This window comes from Neobacillus ginsengisoli (assembly GCF_030813055.1).
Genome location: NZ_JAUSTW010000004.1, coordinates 229,406 through 249,051 on the forward strand (window position 1 = coordinate 229,406; position 19,646 = coordinate 249,051).

General features: G+C 39.5%; 20 protein-coding genes. 4 read left to right on the forward strand and 16 right to left on the reverse strand.

Annotated elements, in window-relative coordinates:
- Positions 1-11: 11 nt before the first annotated feature.
- The 4 genes from J2S10_RS13465 to menC are packed head-to-tail and all read left to right on the forward strand — an operon-like array spanning position 12 to position 4,651.
- Positions 12-1,142 carry an amidohydrolase gene (locus tag J2S10_RS13465; RefSeq protein ID WP_307408544.1) on the forward strand — a complete coding sequence of 377 codons (1,131 nt, stop codon included), beginning with the start codon at positions 12-14 and terminating at the stop codon, positions 1,140-1,142.
- Between the two features lie 31 nt (positions 1,143-1,173).
- Positions 1,174-2,658, forward strand: a complete 1,485-nt coding sequence (locus tag J2S10_RS13470; protein WP_307408546.1) for an amino acid permease — start codon at positions 1,174-1,176, stop codon at positions 2,656-2,658.
- 27 nt (positions 2,659-2,685) lie between these two features.
- Complete coding sequence (locus J2S10_RS13475) at positions 2,686-3,510, forward strand: GNAT family N-acetyltransferase (RefSeq protein ID WP_307408547.1); 825 nt, start codon at positions 2,686-2,688, stop codon at positions 3,508-3,510.
- Between the two features lie 28 nt (positions 3,511-3,538).
- A complete protein-coding gene (gene menC / locus J2S10_RS13480; RefSeq protein ID WP_307408549.1) occupies positions 3,539-4,651 on the forward strand; it encodes an o-succinylbenzoate synthase in 1,113 nt (370 codons plus the stop codon).
- A gap of 85 nt (positions 4,652-4,736) precedes the next feature.
- Here the strand turns inward: menC and J2S10_RS13485 are convergent, their stop codons facing one another.
- From J2S10_RS13485 to fliF, 16 genes are read right to left on the reverse strand one after another with little or no spacing between them, the layout of a single operon-like run.
- Entirely contained in the window at positions 4,737-5,540 is an 804-nt protein-coding gene (locus J2S10_RS13485) for a sigma-70 family RNA polymerase sigma factor (protein WP_307408551.1), read from the reverse strand.
- 3 nt (positions 5,541-5,543) lie between these two features.
- Positions 5,544-5,930, reverse strand: a complete 387-nt coding sequence (locus J2S10_RS13490) for a hypothetical protein (RefSeq protein WP_307408553.1) — start codon at positions 5,928-5,930, stop codon at positions 5,544-5,546.
- A 15-nt stretch (positions 5,931-5,945) separates the two neighbouring features.
- The gene (locus J2S10_RS13495; protein ID WP_307408555.1) at positions 5,946-6,827 is read right to left on the reverse strand and encodes a MinD/ParA family protein; all 882 of its coding nucleotides are present in this window, start codon (positions 6,825-6,827) and stop codon (positions 5,946-5,948) included.
- Between the two features lie 4 nt (positions 6,828-6,831).
- Entirely contained in the window at positions 6,832-8,097 is a 1,266-nt protein-coding gene (gene flhF, locus J2S10_RS13500) for a flagellar biosynthesis protein FlhF (protein WP_307408557.1), read from the reverse strand.
- Entirely contained in the window at positions 8,094-10,127 is a 2,034-nt protein-coding gene (flhA, locus tag J2S10_RS13505; protein ID WP_307408559.1) for a flagellar biosynthesis protein FlhA, read from the reverse strand. The genes flhF and flhA overlap by 4 nt, the downstream gene beginning before the upstream one ends.
- Positions 10,124-11,191, reverse strand: a complete 1,068-nt coding sequence (flhB, locus tag J2S10_RS13510) for a flagellar biosynthesis protein FlhB (protein WP_307408561.1) — start codon at positions 11,189-11,191, stop codon at positions 10,124-10,126. Before flhB ends, flhA begins: the two co-directional genes overlap by 4 nt.
- A gap of 2 nt (positions 11,192-11,193) precedes the next feature.
- Complete coding sequence (gene fliR / locus J2S10_RS13515) at positions 11,194-11,970, reverse strand: flagellar biosynthetic protein FliR (RefSeq protein ID WP_307408563.1); 777 nt, start codon at positions 11,968-11,970, stop codon at positions 11,194-11,196.
- 3 nt (positions 11,971-11,973) lie between these two features.
- Positions 11,974-12,243 (reverse strand): flagellar biosynthesis protein FliQ, encoded by a 270-nt coding sequence (gene fliQ / locus J2S10_RS13520; protein WP_307408565.1) that lies wholly within the window; start codon positions 12,241-12,243, stop codon positions 11,974-11,976.
- A 16-nt stretch (positions 12,244-12,259) separates the two neighbouring features.
- Positions 12,260-13,006 (reverse strand): flagellar type III secretion system pore protein FliP, encoded by a 747-nt coding sequence (gene fliP / locus J2S10_RS13525; protein WP_307408567.1) that lies wholly within the window; start codon positions 13,004-13,006, stop codon positions 12,260-12,262.
- Between the two features lie 5 nt (positions 13,007-13,011).
- Positions 13,012-13,575 (reverse strand): flagellar biosynthetic protein FliO, encoded by a 564-nt coding sequence (locus J2S10_RS13530; RefSeq protein WP_307408569.1) that lies wholly within the window; start codon positions 13,573-13,575, stop codon positions 13,012-13,014.
- A gap of 26 nt (positions 13,576-13,601) precedes the next feature.
- Entirely contained in the window at positions 13,602-14,456 is an 855-nt protein-coding gene (locus J2S10_RS13535; protein ID WP_307408570.1) for a MotE family protein, read from the reverse strand.
- Between the two features lie 12 nt (positions 14,457-14,468).
- Entirely contained in the window at positions 14,469-14,903 is a 435-nt protein-coding gene (locus J2S10_RS13540) for a flagellar export protein FliJ (RefSeq protein WP_307408572.1), read from the reverse strand.
- Positions 14,900-16,222 carry a flagellar protein export ATPase FliI gene (fliI, locus tag J2S10_RS13545; protein ID WP_307408574.1) on the reverse strand — a complete coding sequence of 441 codons (1,323 nt, stop codon included), beginning with the start codon at positions 16,220-16,222 and terminating at the stop codon, positions 14,900-14,902. Before fliI ends, J2S10_RS13540 begins: the two co-directional genes overlap by 4 nt.
- Positions 16,206-17,036, reverse strand: coding sequence for a FliH/SctL family protein (locus J2S10_RS13550; RefSeq protein WP_307408576.1), 831 nt, complete (start codon positions 17,034-17,036; stop codon positions 16,206-16,208). Before J2S10_RS13550 ends, fliI begins: the two co-directional genes overlap by 17 nt.
- Entirely contained in the window at positions 17,020-18,030 is a 1,011-nt protein-coding gene (gene fliG / locus J2S10_RS13555; protein ID WP_307408579.1) for a flagellar motor switch protein FliG, read from the reverse strand. Before fliG ends, J2S10_RS13550 begins: the two co-directional genes overlap by 17 nt.
- A gap of 5 nt (positions 18,031-18,035) precedes the next feature.
- A complete protein-coding gene (gene fliF, locus J2S10_RS13560; RefSeq protein WP_307408582.1) occupies positions 18,036-19,625 on the reverse strand; it encodes a flagellar basal-body MS-ring/collar protein FliF in 1,590 nt (529 codons plus the stop codon).
- Positions 19,626-19,646 lie beyond the last annotated feature (21 nt).

Here is a 19,646-nt window from a genome sequence, read left to right on the forward strand (position 1 = left end):
GGTGTACCGTTATGAACCCGCTTCAATTTATTGAACAAAACAAAGAAATAGTGCAAAACACCTACCATGAACTCCACGCGATTGCCGAGCCAAGCTGGGAAGAGAAGAAAACATCAAACTTTATTGCAGAACGTCTTAAAAATGCCGGTTTAACCGTTAAAACCTTCCCTGGCCACTATGGAATCATTGCAGAAATCCCCGGCTATTCTGACAAAGTTGTAGCCTTAAGGGCTGATATGGATGCCCTAGTCCAGGAAGTTGATGGAATCGTAATGCCGAATCATTCGTGTGGCCACGATGCCCATAGTACGATGGTTTTATATTCAGCGCTGGCGCTCGCTGCCGCTGGAAACCGGCCGAAACAGACCTTGCGTTTTATTTTTCAACCTGCCGAAGAAAAAGGTGAAGGTGCCCTGCAAATGATGAAAGATGGCGCACTGGAAAATGTTTCTTATTTATTTGGTGTTCATCTTAGACCGGCTATCGAGGTCCCTTATATGAAGGCCTCCCCTGTTATTGTCCACGGATCAGCGGGAACGTTTAGAGGTACGATTAAAGGTGTACAAGCCCATGCTTCCCGTCCTCAAGATGGGCTGAATACGATTGATGCGGCGGCATTATTAGTTCAAAAATTAAAACAGATCCGATTAGAAAGCGAGATGCCCTATTCGATTAAAATGACGCAGCTTCAAACAGAAAATGGCGCTTCGAATGTAATCCCGGAAACCGCCAATTTTGCAATCGATGCCAGGGCCCAATCCAATGAAGTTATGAATGAACTTAGAAAATTAACACAGGAAATTATCGAAGAAACAATGGAGGAAACAGGAACGACTATTCACTGGTTTGTGGAAGAATTAGTACCTGCAGCCACTTTACATAAAAAAGCAATGGAAATAGTTGTAAGCGCTATCACGGATATTCTTGCTGAAGAAAATGTTCTGTCTACCTGTGTCTCTCAAGGGGGTGAGGATTTTCACTTTTATACGGCTAAGAATCAAGGATTAGCTGCAACCATGGTTGGATTAGGCTGCGGTCTCTCCCCAGGTTTGCATCATCCGCAAATGAAATTTAATTTGGATGCACTTATTTATGGTACTAAAATTTTAACTCGCACTCTGTTACTGGCATCAGAGGAGTAAAATTTTTCAAAAATAAAAAAAGAGGTGTTTTATGCAAAATACTGCTCAAAAATCCGAAGTTACCTTAAAAGTAAATGCTCCTACTGAAGAACATCTGGAACGAAAGCTTAAAACCAGACATTTAACGATGATTGCCATCGGCGGGACGATCGGCACAGGGCTATTTTTGGCGAGTGGAACCACGATTCATGATGCCGGTCCCGGTGGTGCACTTGCCGCCTATCTCATTGCCGGAATCATGGTGTATTTCCTAATGACAAGTCTTGCAGAAATGGCTGCCTTTATCCCGATTTCCGGTTCTTTCAGCACTTATACATCAAGGTTTGTTGATCCTTCCTTAGGTTTTGCTGTCGGCTGGAACTATTGGTACAACAATGCGATTATCCTTGCCCTGGAACTATCGTCATCATCATTAATTATGAAATATTGGCTTCCACATGTTCCGGGTATTGTTTGGAGTGCAAGCTTTCTTGTAATCATTTTTGCCTTAAATATTTTATCCGTTAAGGGATACGGAGAAGCAGAATTCTGGTTCTCAATTATCAAAGTCGTGACGATTGTTGTTTTCATCGTAGTCGGATTATTAATGATCTTCGGAATTATGAGCGGTCATACCGGCGGATTTGCGAACCTGACAAAAGGTGAAGCGCCTTTCAAAGGAGGACTCTTATCCATTTTCAGTGTTTTTATGGTGGTCGGTTTTGCCTTCCAAGGAACGGAAATGGTTGGTGTCGCTGCCGGTGAAAGTGAAAATCCTAGTAAGGACATGCCTAGATCGATCAGACAAATCTTTTGGCGAATTCTACTATTTTATGTTTTAGCGATTTTCATCATTGGTTGTTTAATCAGCTATAAAGATCCGAATTTACTAAGCTCAGATGTATCGAATGTTGCAGTGAGTCCGTTTACCTTAGTTTTTAAACATGCAGGTTTTGCTTTTGCAGCAGCTGCAATGAATGCGGTTATTCTTACATCCGTTTTATCTGCAGGAAACTCATCTTTATACGTTGGTTCTCGTGTCCTTTGGACATTGGCAGAAGAAGGTAAAGCACCGGCGTTCTTGAAAAAAGTTAGTAAAGGCGGAGTTCCGGTTAATGCAGTTTACTTAACTACAGCAATAGGAATGCTTTGCTTCCTTACCTCTCTTTTCGGTGACGGAACAGTTTATTCTTGGTTATTAAATGCTGCCGGTTTAGCTGGTTATATCTCTTGGTTAAGTATTTCGGTTACACACTTTCGCTTCCGTAAAGCATATGTTGCCCAGGGAAGAGATTTTAAAGATTTGCCATATGTAGCAAAATGGTTCCCATTAGGGCCAATTTTGGCAACAGTCCTATGTTTAGTCGCCACACTTGGAACAAATTATGGAGCATTTATTGGATCAAAGATTGATTGGTATGGAATCGCCGTATCCTATATTGGATTGCCATTATTCATAATCGGTTACTTAGGCCATAAGTTTGTCAAGAAAACAAAAATGGTAACCATCCAAGAGGCTGATTTCAGCCGCGAATAAGGTTATTTTTTAAGGGGGAATTGACTTATGACTTATACCAAAGAGATTAAAATTCGTTCTCTTCTGCATATCGAAGAGCTAGAGGATGTAAGAAGGCTCGAATGTAAAGTTTGGGGTGAAAACGACTCAATTCCTACCCATCAAACCATTACCGCCGTCAAAAACGGCGGTTTGGTTTTGGGTGCTTATTACGAAGGACAATTAGTTGGATTCCAATACAGCTTCCCAGGATTCAACGGGAAATCGGTCTATCTTTGCTCCCATGTTTTAGCTACCGATGCTGATTTTCGTAATAAAGGAATTGGTGAGAAATTAAAACTGGCTCAACGTGAGGAAGCACTAAAACTTGGATATTCACTCATTACCTGGACGTACGACCCATTAGAGAGTGTAAATGGGTACTTAAATATCGCAAAACTTGGCGGTGTTAGCTCTACATATATTGCCAATTGCTACGGAGAAATGGACGACCTGTTAAACAGCGGGATCCCAACTGATCGCTTTCTGGTCGAATGGCACCTTGAGCAGGAAAAAAGTGAGAGTAAAAAGGAGATCGAGATCGATTTTGCCATTGCAAACTCACTCGTACAATGGGATTTGAATAGGGAAGGATTCCCTATCCCTTCATCTACCCTTCCCCTTCCTAATCAAGATGTCAAACTTACCTTTGTGGCAGTTCCAAAGGCTTTCAGGGCAATAAGAAAAACAAATATCGAGGCAGCCGTTGAATGGCGCATGAAAACAAGAGAGATATTTATACAACTGTTTCAACAAGGATGGGAGGTTACCGGTTTTATAAAGAATACTCAGCCTGACAGTCCCGTTCATTTCTATGTCTTGACGAAAAAATGAACCTAACGTGGAAAAGGAGAATTGTTACATGAAAATTAAGCAAGTTGTTTTACGGCATATGAAGATGGATCTGCTTCACCCTTTTACGACGAGCTTTGGCACGGAATATGATCGGGATTTTATTCTTGTTGAAGTGATTAACGAAGATGGTGTTTCGGGCTGGGCAGAAAATGTGGCCATGCCTACCCCTTATTATAATGAAGAAACAGTTAAAACTAACTGGCATATGCTGGAAGATTTTTTAATTCCGATTTTATTAAACAATGAAATTCAGCATCCCGATGAACTTACAGAAAAACATTTCTCCCATATCCGCGGGAATTATATGGCGAAGGCTTCCTTGGAAATGGCTGTTTGGGATCTGTATGCAAGAGAGCAAAACGCTTCACTCTCAAGCATACTTGGCGGGACAAAACAGACAATTGATGTCGGCGTCAGTATCGGCATTAAAGATTCCATCGATGAGACGTTGGAAACAATTGAAGACCGTCGTTTAGAAGGCTATAAACGTTTTAAATTAAAGATTAGGCCGGGCTGGGATGTTGAATTAATCGACAAAGTCCGGAAAGTATATCCGGATATTCCGCTCATGGCCGATGCCAATTCCGCCTATACGTTAGAAGACATGGACATGTTGACGGCTCTCGATGATTATAACTTAATGATGATTGAACAGCCTCTGGCTTACAACGATATTATTGATCACGCCGATCTCCAGGCCAGATTAAAAACACCGATTTGCTTGGATGAAAGCATCCATTCATTAGAGGATGCCAGAAAAGCACTTAAATTAGGAAGCTGTAAGATTATCAATATTAAAATTGGCCGTGTGGGCGGTTTGACGCAAGCTAAGAAAATCCATGATTTTTGTCAGGAACGGAACGTGCCGCTTTGGTGCGGCGGCATGCTCGAGTCAGGCATCGGCAGAGCCCACAACATTGCGATCACTACCCTTCCTAACTTTACTCTCCCGGGTGATACGGCAAGCTCCGCTCTCTATTGGGCAGAGGATATTATTGAACCTGAAGTAACAGTTGAAAAAGGGATCATTACTGTTCCTACCTCACAGGGAATGGGGTACGAACCAAGTTTAGAAAAAATCAAAAAGTATACAGTATACAGTAAATCTTATAATCTATAATAAAAGCCAGGTTTCCTTTTTGGAGCCTGGCTTTATCGTCTTCCTACATGACCCACTTTAATTCCTTCCGATTATGATTTATGAGTTATATGAAGGAATCTAATGAAAAACCATTTGTTTCAAAAGTTTGCCGCATGCGGAGAATCGCTTTGGAATGGATTTGAGAAATCCTTCCTTTAGTAAGATTCATGACTTCAGCTATTTCTACCTGAGAAAGTCCCTCGTTATAAAATAACGAGATAACCAGCCTTTCTTTTTCAGACATCTTATCAATACATGAAGCGATCATTTTCCGAAATTCTACCATTTGAATTTGTCTTTCCAGCGTTATTAATTTATCATCTGTAATCAGATCGAGTCTGCTTTCCTTTTTCCCTTCATCTTCATTTGCATTCAATGGTTCATTCAGAGAGAGCAAAGTTGACATTGACAAAGCAGATATTGCTTGATCTACTTCTTCCAGCGGCAAATTTAAAAAATGACTAAGTTCTTCTTCGGTAGGTGATCTCATCAAAGTTTGTTCCAAACTGCGAAAGGCATTATTTAATTTTTTGGCTTTCTCTCTTACCCCGCGCGGTATCCAATCCATCTGGCGAATTCCATCCAACATCGCTCCTTTTATCCGCCACAGTCCATAGGTTTCGAATTGAAACCCTTTCTGATAGTCGAATTTTTGAATCGCCTCGATTAAACCAATATAACCTAATCCAATCAAGTCCTCCTTAGGAATTATCCGGTGTGGGATACTTAGGCTCAGCCGTCTGGCCATTTGCTCTACCAAATGTACATATTGTTTTACGAGATTTTCCTGTGATTTTAAATCGTGGTTCTCCCGATACGTCCTCCATAAAAAATAATGCGGAATAGTCTCTTTGATAGCAGGTCTCAAGTGTTATCCCTCCTGGTTTTCCGATGTCCATGTTTGGATGGCTTTTGCGATTTTTTCAGGTCCTAATGTACGGTCGCCATTATGTAACAAGTCTAGAGGGAGTGATTGGAATGATTGTTCGCCCAATTCCACTTTCTCAATTGGGGATTTCCCATCTCCCACTTTGCTTGTTTCTACTTCATTTTGTTGTTGAACTAAATCGGAGTTTTTCTTTGTTACCATATGCTGCAAAACCAATTGCAGCATATTGCCCACTATAAAGAAGAGGAGAAAACCTATACCCGCTCTGATCAAGGACGTTAGCAAAGTATTGTTCATAAACGAAAAAATGTAGGTTAACAAAAATGCGATGAAACCTAATATTGCATTAACTCCCCAATTCGCTTTCATATGGACCTCCAAATATCACGATTTACCCAAAAACAAAATTTTTTCAAAAAACCCTCGAATCCCTTTTGTAGCAATAGAAGAAGTTTCGTCAATATCAGGCAGATAAGAACACACAATTTGTTTGATGTTTTTTGATGCTTCACAGTAAGGATAGGAAACGATAAATGGGATTTGCAATTTTACGGACTGCCTTACATGGACATCCTCCATTAGAAACCCGATTGTTTTCAACTTCAAATTTAAAAAATTACTACATGCATTTTTTAAAGCTCTAGAAGTTTCTACCGCTTCTCGGTAGGTATGAGAGCGATTAACTACCAAACGGAATATTGGCGCTTGTTTGCTAACCTGAAATACAGTCTTCATCACGGCGTAAGAATCGGCAATGGCAGTTGGCTCTGGTGTGGTGACCATAATGGTTTCGTCTGAAGCTACAATAATATCAACAAGCTCCTTTGAGATTCCTGCACCAGTGTCAAGTAATATATAGTCAACATAAGATTGAAGCTCTTGAATCTGAGCCCAAAAAAAGGAGATCGTTTCTTGATCTAATTTCACTAGATCTTGAATCTCGATTCCTCCGGATATATATTCAATACCCTCGGTGCCTTTTTCCAAAACACCCCATATTGATTTCTTCTTATATAGGACATCTGCTAGACTGCTTCTCGGTGAATTTCCCATGAGAATATTTATATTGGCGGTTGACAAATCTAAATCCAACACGATGACTTTCTTGCCAACGGCTTTTAAGCCTAAAGCAAAGTTAAGGGTAAAATTTGATTTGCCAACTCCCCCTTTTCCACTCGTAATCGTAATCACTCGAGAGGAATGAATTTCTTGCTGTTGAACATTAAATCGATGCATATATTCTCTTAGACTTTGTGCTTGATCCATTTTCTTATTCCTCTCCTACTAGGTATCTCGCAAGCAATGCAGCATCGATTAATGTGATATCCTCTGGAACACTTTGTCCATTGGTGATATACGCTATTTGATAGGGATATTTATAAGCAATATTGAGAATTGAACCATAACTAGTAGTTTCATCAATTTTAGTCAAAATAAGTTTTTTGATAGGGCTATCCAAAAACTCATTCAACATAATTTGCATATCTTCAAACTTTGTGGTCAAGCTTAAAACCAAATAATTATCACTCTTAAGTGGATGATTTAAAAATTCATTAATGGATTCGCGGTTTTTTGCTTCTTTGTAATTTCGCCCTGTCGTATCCATATAGATTAGATCGTAGTTTACTAGTTTATTTAGTGCCTTCTCTAGTTCATCCGCAGAACGAACCACTTCAATTGGCACATTCAAAATCCCTGCATACGTTTTTAGTTGTTCAACCGCAGCAATTCGATAAACATCAGTAGTAATCATCGCTACTTTGCGCTTTTGTTTTAACACTTGTTCTGTAGCAAGTTTAGCGATTGATGTGGTTTTTCCGACACCAGTAGGTCCAATCACATTGATCATTCGCGTGAGCTCGTGGACCGTGTTTGAAACAGGAATTCGCTTTTCAATAATTCCTTGAATAATAGAGTAAATTTCTTTTTTTATCACGTCATCTTGTAAATTGGTCAACGACTCATATTTTTTTATTACCTCGCCGATAATATGTTCGATAACTTCATCATCAACACCCTGTTTTTTCATACGGTTCACGCTAGATGCTAATCCAGAAGGCAGAGCATTTTCCTGTTTAGATTCCATCATAAATGTCATCATTATTTTCCGCATATGCTGTAGTTCATCAAGTAATACATTTTCGTTTTCCTTTTCCTTGGTCACAGATGTTGAAGAAACGGTTTTTTCCGTTACTCCTGACGATTTAGAATAATAATTATAAAGGTTTTGATGCTTCTTATGAAAAACAGATGGATTATTCTCAATCTCTTTGGTAATCCTCGTATTATTCTTTAGCTCATGGAAGTTATTTCTATCATTCTCTTTTTGTTCTAATCCAAAAGTAGTTCCCTTTTGAGAACCTCCATTTTCAATTGAATAGGCTGTAACTTCATATTTTTGTTTCGTAAATAACCCAAACACCCCGCCTGTTTTTATCGCTCTGGTGTTCACGATAATGGCATTCTCCCCTAATTGCTGCCGCACCATTTTTAAAGCATGGGGCATGGTATCGCCAATGATTTTTTTTGTTTTCATATGTTCACCACTCCTATACTTTGGATCTCAATATCAGGCTCCAGCTCTGTATATGCAAGAACTGGTACAGATGGCATGATTTTATCCACAAACTGTTTCAAATACATCCGAATCGATGGCGAGGTTAGAAAAATAGGCTGACTACCAGCTTTAACAACCCGCTCAATTTGTTCTTTCAATACCTCTGTAATCTTCCTAGACATTTGTGGATCCATCGAAAGATAATAAACCCCTGCTTCGGTTTGTTGAATAGAATCGGAAATACCTTTCTCCAAAGTGGCACCCGCTGTTAAAACATTAATAACGCCTTCCTCGACATATTGCTCCGTAATTTGCCGAGTTAGAGACTGTCGCACATATTCGGTTAAAACTCTCGGTTCCTTTGTATAGACTGCGAAGTCTGCCAATGTTTCAAAAATTGCCGCTAAATCCCGAATCGAGATCTGTTCACGAAGAAGATTCTGAAGAACCTTCTGGATTTCACCTACTGACAATAAGTTTGGAACGAGCTCATCCACTAAATTAGGATGGGTTTCTTTTAGGTTATCAACTAATTCCTTTGTTTCCTCTCTGCGCAACAGCTGGTAGGTATATCGTTTTAATACCTCTGTTAGATGAGTCGCAATTACGGATGGCGGGTCAACAATCATATATCCTAAAAGCTCTGCTCTCTGTTTCACCTCTATGCTCACCCAAATTGCAGGAAGTCCAAAGGCAGGCTCAACCACCTGAATCCCCTCGATACCTTCATCATCAACACCTTGATTCATGGCAAGGAAATGATCGAGATAGACTTCTCCGGAAGCGATTTTGTTGCCCCGGAATTTTAAAACATACTGATTTGGTGGTAATTGTAAATTATCCCTAATCCGGATAGTGGGGATGACTATACCTAATTCAATGGCAAATTGCCTGCGGATCATCACAATACGATCGAGAATATCTCCGCCTTGTTTTTGATCAGCCAATGGAATTAACCCATACCCTATCTCCAATTCCAACGTATCAAGTTGAAGTAAGTTAACCACTTTTTCTGGGTTACGAATATCTTCTTCCACATTCTCCATTTCTACTTGTTCCTTGCGGAGATCCTCTTGTTTCATATTCCTTTGCATGGTATAGGAACTAAACACTAGCACACCGGCCACAGGCAGCGTCAGGAAAATTCCAATCGGTGTAAATATACCAAGCAGCATGATCATTCCTGCAACGATATATAGCAGCATAGGGTTATTAAAGAGTTGCTTCGTAATGTCTGAACCCAAATTACCATCAGAAGCGGCACGGGTAACCGTAATCCCTGTCGCGGTCGAAATGAGTAAAGCTGGGACTTGGCTAACCAGTCCATCCCCTACAGATAAAAGCGTGAAGGTACTTGCAGATTCAGCAAAACTCATACCATGAATAACGATGCCGATTGCGAATCCACCAATTACATTGATTAGAAGGATAATAATCCCAGCAACGGCATCCCCTTTAACAAATTTACTGGCTCCATCCATCGCTCCGTAAAAATCGGATTCCTGCTCGATTTTTTTGCGGCGTTCACGGGCCTCTTGCTCACTTAGTAATCCAGCGTTCATATCGGCATCAATACTCATTTGCTTTCCTGGCATTGCATCCAATGTAAAACGGGCAGCCACTTCCGCTACCCTTTCCGACCCTTTGGTTATTACAATGAATTGAATAACAACAAGAATCAAGAAAACGACAAAACCAACAACTGGGTTTCCTCCAATTACAAATGAACCAAACGTCTCGATTACTTTTCCCCCATCCGCTTTTGATAGGATGGAACGAGTCGTAGACACATTTAGGGCTAAACGAAATAAGGTTGTAAGTAATATTGCTGTTGGAAAAATAGAGAAATCCAACGGTTCTTTTGTATTCATGGCTACCAACAAGATCATCATTGATACACTTATGTTAATAATTAATAGAAAATCCAATAGTATTGTTGGCAGAGGAATGATCATCATAGAAACAATTAATATAACAACAATAAGTACGGAAAAATCCTTTGTTTTCATGCCATCATCCCCTTATACCGACCTTCTTGATAGTAAACATACGCCAAAATCTCTCCTATCGCATTGAACATCTCTTCAGGAATCGGCTCCCCGATTTCCACTGCTGCAAACAGTGTACGAGCCAACGGTCGATTTTCTACCGTCATGATTTTATGTTCTTTTGCGATTTCTTTTATTTTTAAGGCTATATGGTCTTTTCCTTTTGCGATTACTTCTGGAGCATCCATCGTATCAAAATCATAGCGAATCGCGACTGCAAAATGGGTAGGATTGGTAATTACCACATCAGCCTTTGGCACCTCTTGGATCATTCGATTCATGGCCAATTGCCGTTGTTTCGCTCTCCTTTTTCCTTTGATTACGGGATCTCCTTCCATTTTTTTATGTTCATCTTTGATTTCCTGTTTAGACATTCTGAGTTTTTTTTCGTAATCAAACCTTTGATATAAATAATCTGCTACCGCTAGAACAAACAAACAGCTGGATACTACGATTCCTATTTGAATTAGAAGAGAGCCTATAAGTCTAGAAGAATCCCAAATGTTTTTTTCGCCTAGCAAAAACAATTCGTTTTTCTGGTTCCAAATCATCAAACCAGCGATGCTGGAAGTAATCACAATTTTCAATATTGATTTAATTAATTCAACCACTGACCGAAGGGAAAATAGGTTTTGTGCACCTTTTAGTGGATTAATTTTATCAAAATTTATTTTCAAGCTTCCGAGATTGAAGATAAATCCAACTTGCGCAAAATTTGCAATAAGACCAGCTGCCAGTACTACAGCAAAAATAGGTGCAATCAGCTTAGTAACATCCCATAATAATTGATTAAATAGGAGCTGGGTGCTTGAAATTGAAATATTCCATAGCAAATATTCCTGAAAACAATGACGATATATATTCATGCACCCTTCTATTAGATTTTTTCCACCGATCAATAAAAAAGAGAAACATAACAGCAATGTTAGAGAAGATGAAACCTCCGAACTCTTTGCGATTTGCCCTTTTTTTCTTGCCTCTCTCCGTTTGTGGGGGGTTGCTTTTTCCGTTTTTTCTCCAGACATGTTTACACCCCCATAATTTTCAAAATTGAAGACATAGATCCAAACATGTTTTCAAAAAGTACGTTTAGCAAGTAAAAAAAACTAGGCAAAATTAATATATATATCAAAAAATGGATCAAAATTTTTACCGGCGGCGAAATAGCAAAAATATTCATTTGAGGCACGGTCCTAGCAATAATACCTAAGGCAATATCCACTACGAAGAGTGTGCCAATAATAGGTGTTGCCATCATGAAGCCAATAATGAACATCTGCTTGATACATTCAAGCAGAAAAGTGGACAACCTGCCATCCATCCACGAGGGCACTGACGCTTGCAAAGATACCCAATCAAAACTAGCTAATATCCCCTGGATTAGTAAATGGTGACCATCTGTAGTAAATAAAACAAGAATGGCTAAAATATTTTTTAAACGACCAGTTAGTTGGGTATTCGCTCCAAAGGTAGGATCAAAAAGGCTGGCCATCGAAAAGCCAATTTGGACGTCTATCAATGTCCCTGCTAGCTGGACGGAGTAAAGAATGATAGTAGCTGCCAAGCCCAACGCAATACCCACAATAAACTCTTTGAGTATTAATAGAACAGTGAAGCCCAATGACATAGATTGGATAGGTTCTTTTACTACACTGGCGCATAGGATACTAAGCAAAATACTAAAACCGATTTTGTAGATGACTGGTATTTGACGGCCTGAAAATAATGGAGCCGTTAGAAGAAATGAAGTTATTCGAACAAAAATAAGTAAAAAAGTCCACCAAGAATAAGCATAAATAGCCATCGCTTACCCCACATATTGAGAAAGATTACCTAACAAATGTTGGGTGAAATCTACCACGCGCTGTAACATCCACGCTCCGAAAATGAGAATCGTTAAAAATACCGCTACAATTTTAGGGACAAACGCAAGCGTTTGTTCTTGAATTTGCGTTGTCGCTTGGAAAATACTAACCAATAAGCCAACCACTAAGGCTACACCGGCCACTGGCGCTATGACAATAAGTATTGTATACACAGAATCTTGTGAAATCTTTAAGATCATTTCAGTGATCATGGTCAACACTCCTTTCTTAGAAACTCATGAGCAATGATTTGACAATTAAATGCCAACCATCGACCAAAATAAATAACAGGATTTTAAATGGCAGCGAAATCATAACCGGTGGAAGCATCATCATCCCCATGGACATTAAGACACTTGAAACTATCATGTCGATGACAAGAAAAGGAATGAAAATTATAAAACCCATTTGAAAGGCTGTTTTTAATTCGCTAATGGCATAGGCAGGAACTAGGGCGGTTAAAGGTATATCCTTTACCAGTTCAGGTCTTTTTTGGCCTGAATAGTCCAAAAACAGCTCTAAATCTTTCTCTCGTGTATGTTTACTCATGAATTCCTTTAAGGGCACACTAGCAGATTGGAAGGCTTCATCCTGGGTGATTTTTCCAGACATCAACGGCTGCAGTGCATTCTGATTTATTTGTGAAAAAGTCGGACCCATGATGAAAAATGTCATAAAAAGAGCTATCCCGATCAAAATTTGATTTGGCGGCATTTGCTGAGTTCCTAGGGCATTACGAACAAATCCAAGCACCACGATAATTCGAGTGAAACATGTCATTAAAACAAGAATGGAAGGTGCGATTGATAGCACGGTAATCATTAAAATAATTCGCAGCGTATTTGATACATTCCCTGGATTGCTGGAACCCAAATCAATTCCTGGGAGAATTGTATCGGTAGGACTCGCGGCATGTGCAATCGTAAAGATTCCTAGGGAAAGTAAAGGAACTAGTAATGCCAATTTTCGTAACATTGTTCCTACTCCCCTCCATTTTCTTTCTGCATCTTTTCGATATGTTTTCGAAAAACAGAATTCCACATTTTTTTTGGATCCTGAGGAATCCACTTTGATGAAAGCCCTTCCGCTTGATTTTCATAGCTTTCTAGTAAATGCTGATATTCTTCACCTTGGGATATTGAACGAATCAATGAAATGGTTTCACCAACCCCGATAATATAAATTGTCTGACCAATGAGGACAACCTGCAGAGAACGGTTATTCCCCAAAACGTGACCTCCTAAAGGAAGAATGGGGCCATTGGATTGCATTAAACGATTTTTTTTTGATAGGAATCGTAATAACACAACTATTAAGACAATGACCAAGGCAAATGAAACAATAAATTTTATCAATAAGGGAAATAATGAAGGCGACTGACTATCCACGACTTTTTGTGAGTGGGGTGACGTTTTTTCCGTACTTTTATTTATCGTGTCATAGACAGAATGATCGCCGGAAGATGTGGTACCTGCGGCAAAAATTGTGGTTTGAAAAGAAAAAAGGGAAAAGAACGCTAGTAAAAAAAATAGGGAGTATTTCATGATTTTCTCCTTCCTTGGAGTTATTTCTAGTTGTTTAAGTTGGTCGTTATTTGGGCGGCTAGTTTAGCATCGATTTTCGCTATTTCCGTTAAAATCTGGACACGATTTCCAGTGCTGATATTTTTCATAACATTCATTGCTACTTGAGAGTTCGTTCCCATCATGGATTGAATAATACCAGCAGACTGTGCCGGCGGCATTCCTGAAATCGTATCGGCTAAGGTTTGGGTTGGATTTTCCTGATTTTGGATTAGATCATGTATCTGCCCTTTTAAAGAAGTTGGATCGGTTTCATTAAGCGCTGGTATTTCACTGAGAATCATGGTAATTTGAGCGGCTTTTTTGGCGTCTTTCATGCTCCCAAGGATATTGCTTTGAAGGTTCTGGTCTAGTTGAGAAAATGTTAATGCAGCATCCTCTAAGCTCATCGATTCAATCATTACAGCAGCTTTAGATGGATCCAGGTTCGAATAAATAGCCGCTATTTTCTTCATCCGATCTTGATATTCTTGGGATAGCTTTTTATCCTGCTGTTTCTGCATTTCTTGATTGCTTTTTTTAAAATTATCAAAATCTTTTTGATTAGAACTTAGTTGTTTGTTCAATTCTGATATTTTTTGGTCTTTCTCTTTTAGCTGTGCATCGATTTTTAGATATTGCTGTTTCCAGACGTCCTGATTATCATTGCTTGTTGTTTGAACTGGTTCTGGAGCATGAATAATTTGGTTAATAACAGGAACTTTACTTCCCCATTCTTGAAATGTTTTCCACACGGGAATATCTAAGAAATTTACAATGATAACGACAAGTATGACGGTAAAAATTATTGGAATACCCCAAAAAAAAATGGATCCCAGTTTTCTATCTTGTTTCTCTTCCATCTGTTTCTCTCCTCATATCCTTCGAGAATATCGCAAGACCGCCATTTCATCCAACATGCCTTGTTCTTTGCGCTCAAGCTGCTTTTGAAAAGAGTCCTTGGACTTCACTTTCCATTGCTTCCACATTTTAGCTTCTTGTGTTTTTTCAATAAGCACCTGATGTTTTTGTTCTACTTCCTGAAAGATTTTCTTTGATTGGTTCTCCAACCGTTTTTTTTGCACGGATACATGATCAATCTCTTGTTGTAACTGCAATATCTCCCATATTGACTTTCGGTCAACTTCATCATATTGGTTAAAAAACTTGTCTTTAACCGATTCTAACTCTTCTATTTGCTCCTGAAGTTCCAATTGTTGAAGTTTGATCGTGCCAAATTCTTCTTGTGCCAGATCTTTTTCTTTTTCTTTGAAATCAAGGACTTTTTGAAAGGAAAACTGAAATTTCATCGCATCATTGCTCCAAACTGTGATATTAAGAAGGATCTCGTATCCTCTAGCTGTGCAGTTTCAAAAATACCTTGACGTAGGAAGTGATCCATTTGGGGCTTGAGGCGCATGGCTGTATCGATGTCACGATTCGAGCCTTTTTTATAAGCCCCAATATTGATTAAGTCTTCAGTCTCGTTATAAGAGGCCAGAATTTTCTTGAAGTTTCGCGCCGCGTTTAGATGTTCATCAGAGGTAATTTCCGTCATAACCCTGCTTGTACTATTTAAAACATCTATGGCCGGGAAAATTCCTTTCCCTGCAATGGAACGGTTTAGGACAATATGTCCATCTAAAATACCTCTAACTGCATCTGCAATTGGTTCGTTCATGTCATCTCCATCTACCAAGACCGTATAAATGGCCGAAATGGACCCTTTAGGCCCAGTCCCTGCCCGCTCCAATAGCTGTGGAAGCATAGCAAACACTGATGGAGTATACCCTTTAGTTGTAGGAGGTTCACCAATGGCTAATCCAATTTCCCTTTGCGCCATCGCAAAACGGGTTACTGAATCCATTACAAGTAATACATCCTTTCCTTGATCACGGAAATACTCAGCTATAGAAGTAGCAGTCAGGGCACCTTTAATACGGATTAAAGCAGGTTGATCCGATGTTGCTACAATGACAACTGATTTTTTCAGCCCTTCTTCACCTAAATTTTGTTCAATAAAATCAAGGACTTCGCGTCCTCTCTCTCCAACTAAGGCGATAACATTTACTTCTGCAGTCGTATTTCGAGAGATCATTCCTAGAAGTGTGCTTTTACCCACTCCACTACCGGCAAAAATCCCCATCCGCTGCCCCTTCCCCATTGTTAATAACCCATCAATTGTGCGAACTCCTACACCCAAGGGGGAATGGATTCTTGGTCTGCTGAGCGGGTTAGGCGGTGGAGAATAAGTAGGCACTTCATCCAAACCGAACGGCAATGGTTTTCCATCAATAGGCTGACCCAAACCATCTAAAATACGGCCAAGCAATTGGTGACCAGCCTTTACCATCATCGGTTTGCCACTAGCGACCACGTCACATCCCGGTCCTATAGCCTGGACCTCACCGAGAGGCATTAGTAATACCTTGTTTTCCCTAATACCTACTACTTCAGCTTGAATAGGGGTGTGAGATTTAGATGGGTATATCGAACATAATTCGCCAATTCGTACATCCGGACCTTGAGATTCAAGGGTAAGTCCGATAATTTGGGTAATTTTCCCATTTACTCTTACTGGGTCAATGCTGCGAATGATTTGCACATATTTATCAGCTGCTAATACCACTTCCGGTCTCCCTTCTCGCCTCTAAAATAGCGGTTTTGATTTCCTCGATTTGTGTATCGATTCTTGCATCAACACTTCCATATGCAGTTCGTATGATACAACCCTTCGAGGAAACGGAATGGTCGGGTATAATTTTGATTTCCGTTTCTCCATTAACTACAGCCACAAGGTGAGCACGCTGTGATTGAATAAAACTAAAATCATCAGGATGTACACAAACTATTATTCTCTCTTTCTCTTTAAAGCGGAGAATATGCTGTTTTATTAACTCTACAAATTTCTGAGGATAACTTTCTAATTCCTGTTTGACAATTTGCGAAGCAATAGCAGTGCTTAACTCGAGCAAAAACGGTTCAGCTTCTGAGATTATCTCTTCCTTTTGTTCATATGCTAGTTGTAATAAATGCTTAACTTGATCTAATTTACCTTGATACTCATCTTCCAGCTTGGACTGCGCTTCAAGTTTCCCCTTTGTAAACCCTTCTTCAAAGCCTTGCTGTTGGGCTTCAAGAGACATAGAATCTAACTGCAATTTGTTCTCTTCCCACCATTTGTTGATTTTTTCAGCGGCAGTGGATTCTATCAAACTGGCGTTTTGCTCCGCCCTATTGATAATCGCTAGAGCTTGCTCTTTTGCCTCCTCAATCAATTGCTGGATAGGGGGAGCCATGACCCCCTCAATTGATTCTTGACAGGCATCTAGATTCGATTCGTCTGCCTCTTTGTAAATTGAAATAGGTGGCTGGGTGATTACTTTTACTTCCTCTACTAAAGAAAGATGGGATGATTTAAAAACTTTAGAGTAAGATTTCATCATTTCCACCTCGGGCAATGACAATTTCACCTGCATCCTCTAAGCGGCGAATGACAGACACAATTCTTCCTTGAGATTCCTCAACATCTTTGACTCTTACTGGTCCCAGATATTTCATTTCTTCTTCAAATGATTCGACCATCCGTTGAGACATATTCTCAAATATAACCTTTTTGACTTCTGGACTGGCAGCTTTCAATGAAAGTAATAAATCTTGATTTTCCACTTCTTGAATAACACGCTGGATTGCACGTCGATCCAGATTGATGATATCTTCAAAGACAAACATCCGCTTTTTGATTTCTTCCACCAATTCTCGGTCTTTCATGCCTAGCTGCTCTAAAATACTTTTCTCTGTGCTTCGGTCCACACCATTAAGGATACCGACAATTGATTCTATTCCCCCTACCACACTATAATCTTGACGGATGGTAGACGATAATTTTTGTTCTAAAATAAGCTCCACTTCTTTAATCACTTCTGGTGAAGTTTGTTCTAACAATGCTATTCGTCTAGATACGTCCGATTGAAGTTCATCAGGCAAGGACGAGAGTATTGTCGACGCTTGTTGTTGCTCTAAATGAGCTAATACGAGAGCGATTGTTTGGGGATGCTCATTTTGTAAGAAATGATAGATTTGCATAGCATCAACTCGGCGTGCAAAATCAAAAGGTTTAACTTGAAGCTGTGTTGTTAATCTTTGAATGATTTGTCTAGCACGGTCTTTCCCTAGAGCCGATTCCAAAACATCCTGTGCAAAACTGATCCCACCTGTAGCTAAATAATCCTGTGCGATGCACATTTCATGAAATTCTTTCAAAACTTCCTCTTTTTCCTTGGAATCAACTTTATGAATATTGGCAATTGAAAGAGTAAGCTGATCAATCTCATCCTCTGGCAAATAATTGAATATTTTAGAGGAAGTCTCCTTCCCCATCGAAATGAGTAAAATTGCTGCTTTTTGTCTTCCATTCAATCTTAGTGCAGTAGCCATGGGAACTATGCCTCCTCCTCATTCAGCCATGTTCTGATAACTTTAGCAAAGTCTTCAGGCCTTTGATCAAGCAATTTTTTCAATTGACTTTCGACAGTCATATCTTGCTCAACAAAATAGTCTTCTTCTAAAACTGACGATGTTTCTTTTAAGTCCTGTTCCATATTCAGGCGATTTTGGTTTCTACGGCGTACCAGCAGCCATATTAAACCGCCAACTAAAAGCGTACCTAAAGCTGAAGCCACACCAATATATAGTCCGTTGTTTTTTGATTGGCTTGCCATTGATGTGCTAGTCGCGAACGAATGGGGGAAAATGGTAATCCGTTGATCAATTTCTTTTTGAGATAAATTCGGATGTCCCAGAGCAGTTCGAACAGTATTGGAAACAATATTACGAATACTATCCTGTGTTGCCTTTGGCAACGAATTAGGATTTGATGGGCTGCCTTCCACACCAACATTGATCGTGATATCATCAATTTGATAAGGGCTTTTAATGATCTCGTTATTAATTCGATTAACCTCATAGTTTACTTTATTTTGACTTTCATCGTAATTACTATCCCCACTTGAGTTAGCACCCACATAACCAGGAACATCTGTAGACCCAGTTCCCACAACCCCACCAGGGCTTGTTCCCTTCCCAGTGTATGTTTTGGTATCCTTTTCAGAGCTTATTACGATTCCGTTATTATTCTTATCCGTCGGTTTCACTAATTTTTCTTCCGTTTTGACCTGATCAAAATTCATTTTGATAAACGTATTGACGTATACTTTATCTGTTCCAAGAATGTTACCTAGCAAACTTTGTAGATTCTGTTGGATATCACGTTGAATATTTTGTTGGATTTTTTGCTGTTGGTCATATTTATCAAGAGCCTGATCCCCATTGTTTGAATCTTGCAACGCTAAGGTCTCACTGTACTGATTCATGATGGTGATATTTTCTACTGGAAGATTCGGAACACTACGTGATACTAACGTATAAAGTGCCCGAATTTGCTGAGGGTTCAGTTGTGTCCCCGGCTCCACTTCTACCATCACGGAAGCACTGGCTTTTTGCTGTTGATCCTGTTTAACAAACACAGAATTTTCAGGTAATGTCAAAATAACATCAGCATTCTTAATCCCATCAACATTCTTAAGAACTTCTGCCACTTGATTTTGCATGGCTTCACGTTCAAGTATGTTATATTGACGGTCTGTAGCTCCGAAAGAAAGATTTTGACCAAAAACATCGTAATTAATTTTGTTGTCTTTTGGATAGCCTTTTGAAGCAAGACTAACGACTAAACTGGGTGCATCCTTTCGCGGCACAAGCAACATCGTCCCATTTTGGGAAATTTGATAATTTGTAAATCCTTGTTTGTCCAATTCTGCTTTTATGTCTCCTACTTCCCGCTGGCTCAATTGACCCGTATACAATGGTACATATTGAGGGCGTGACGCAAAAAAAATAAACGTAGAAATGGCAATGAAAAGAAATAAGAATGTACCAATGATGAACCATTTTTGTTTCGAGCTTCGTGCACCCCAGTATTTATTAAAACTCTCTCTTGATTGTTTGATTTGATCTATCCATGATCGATTCATTTCTCACCCTGCTCAACTTTC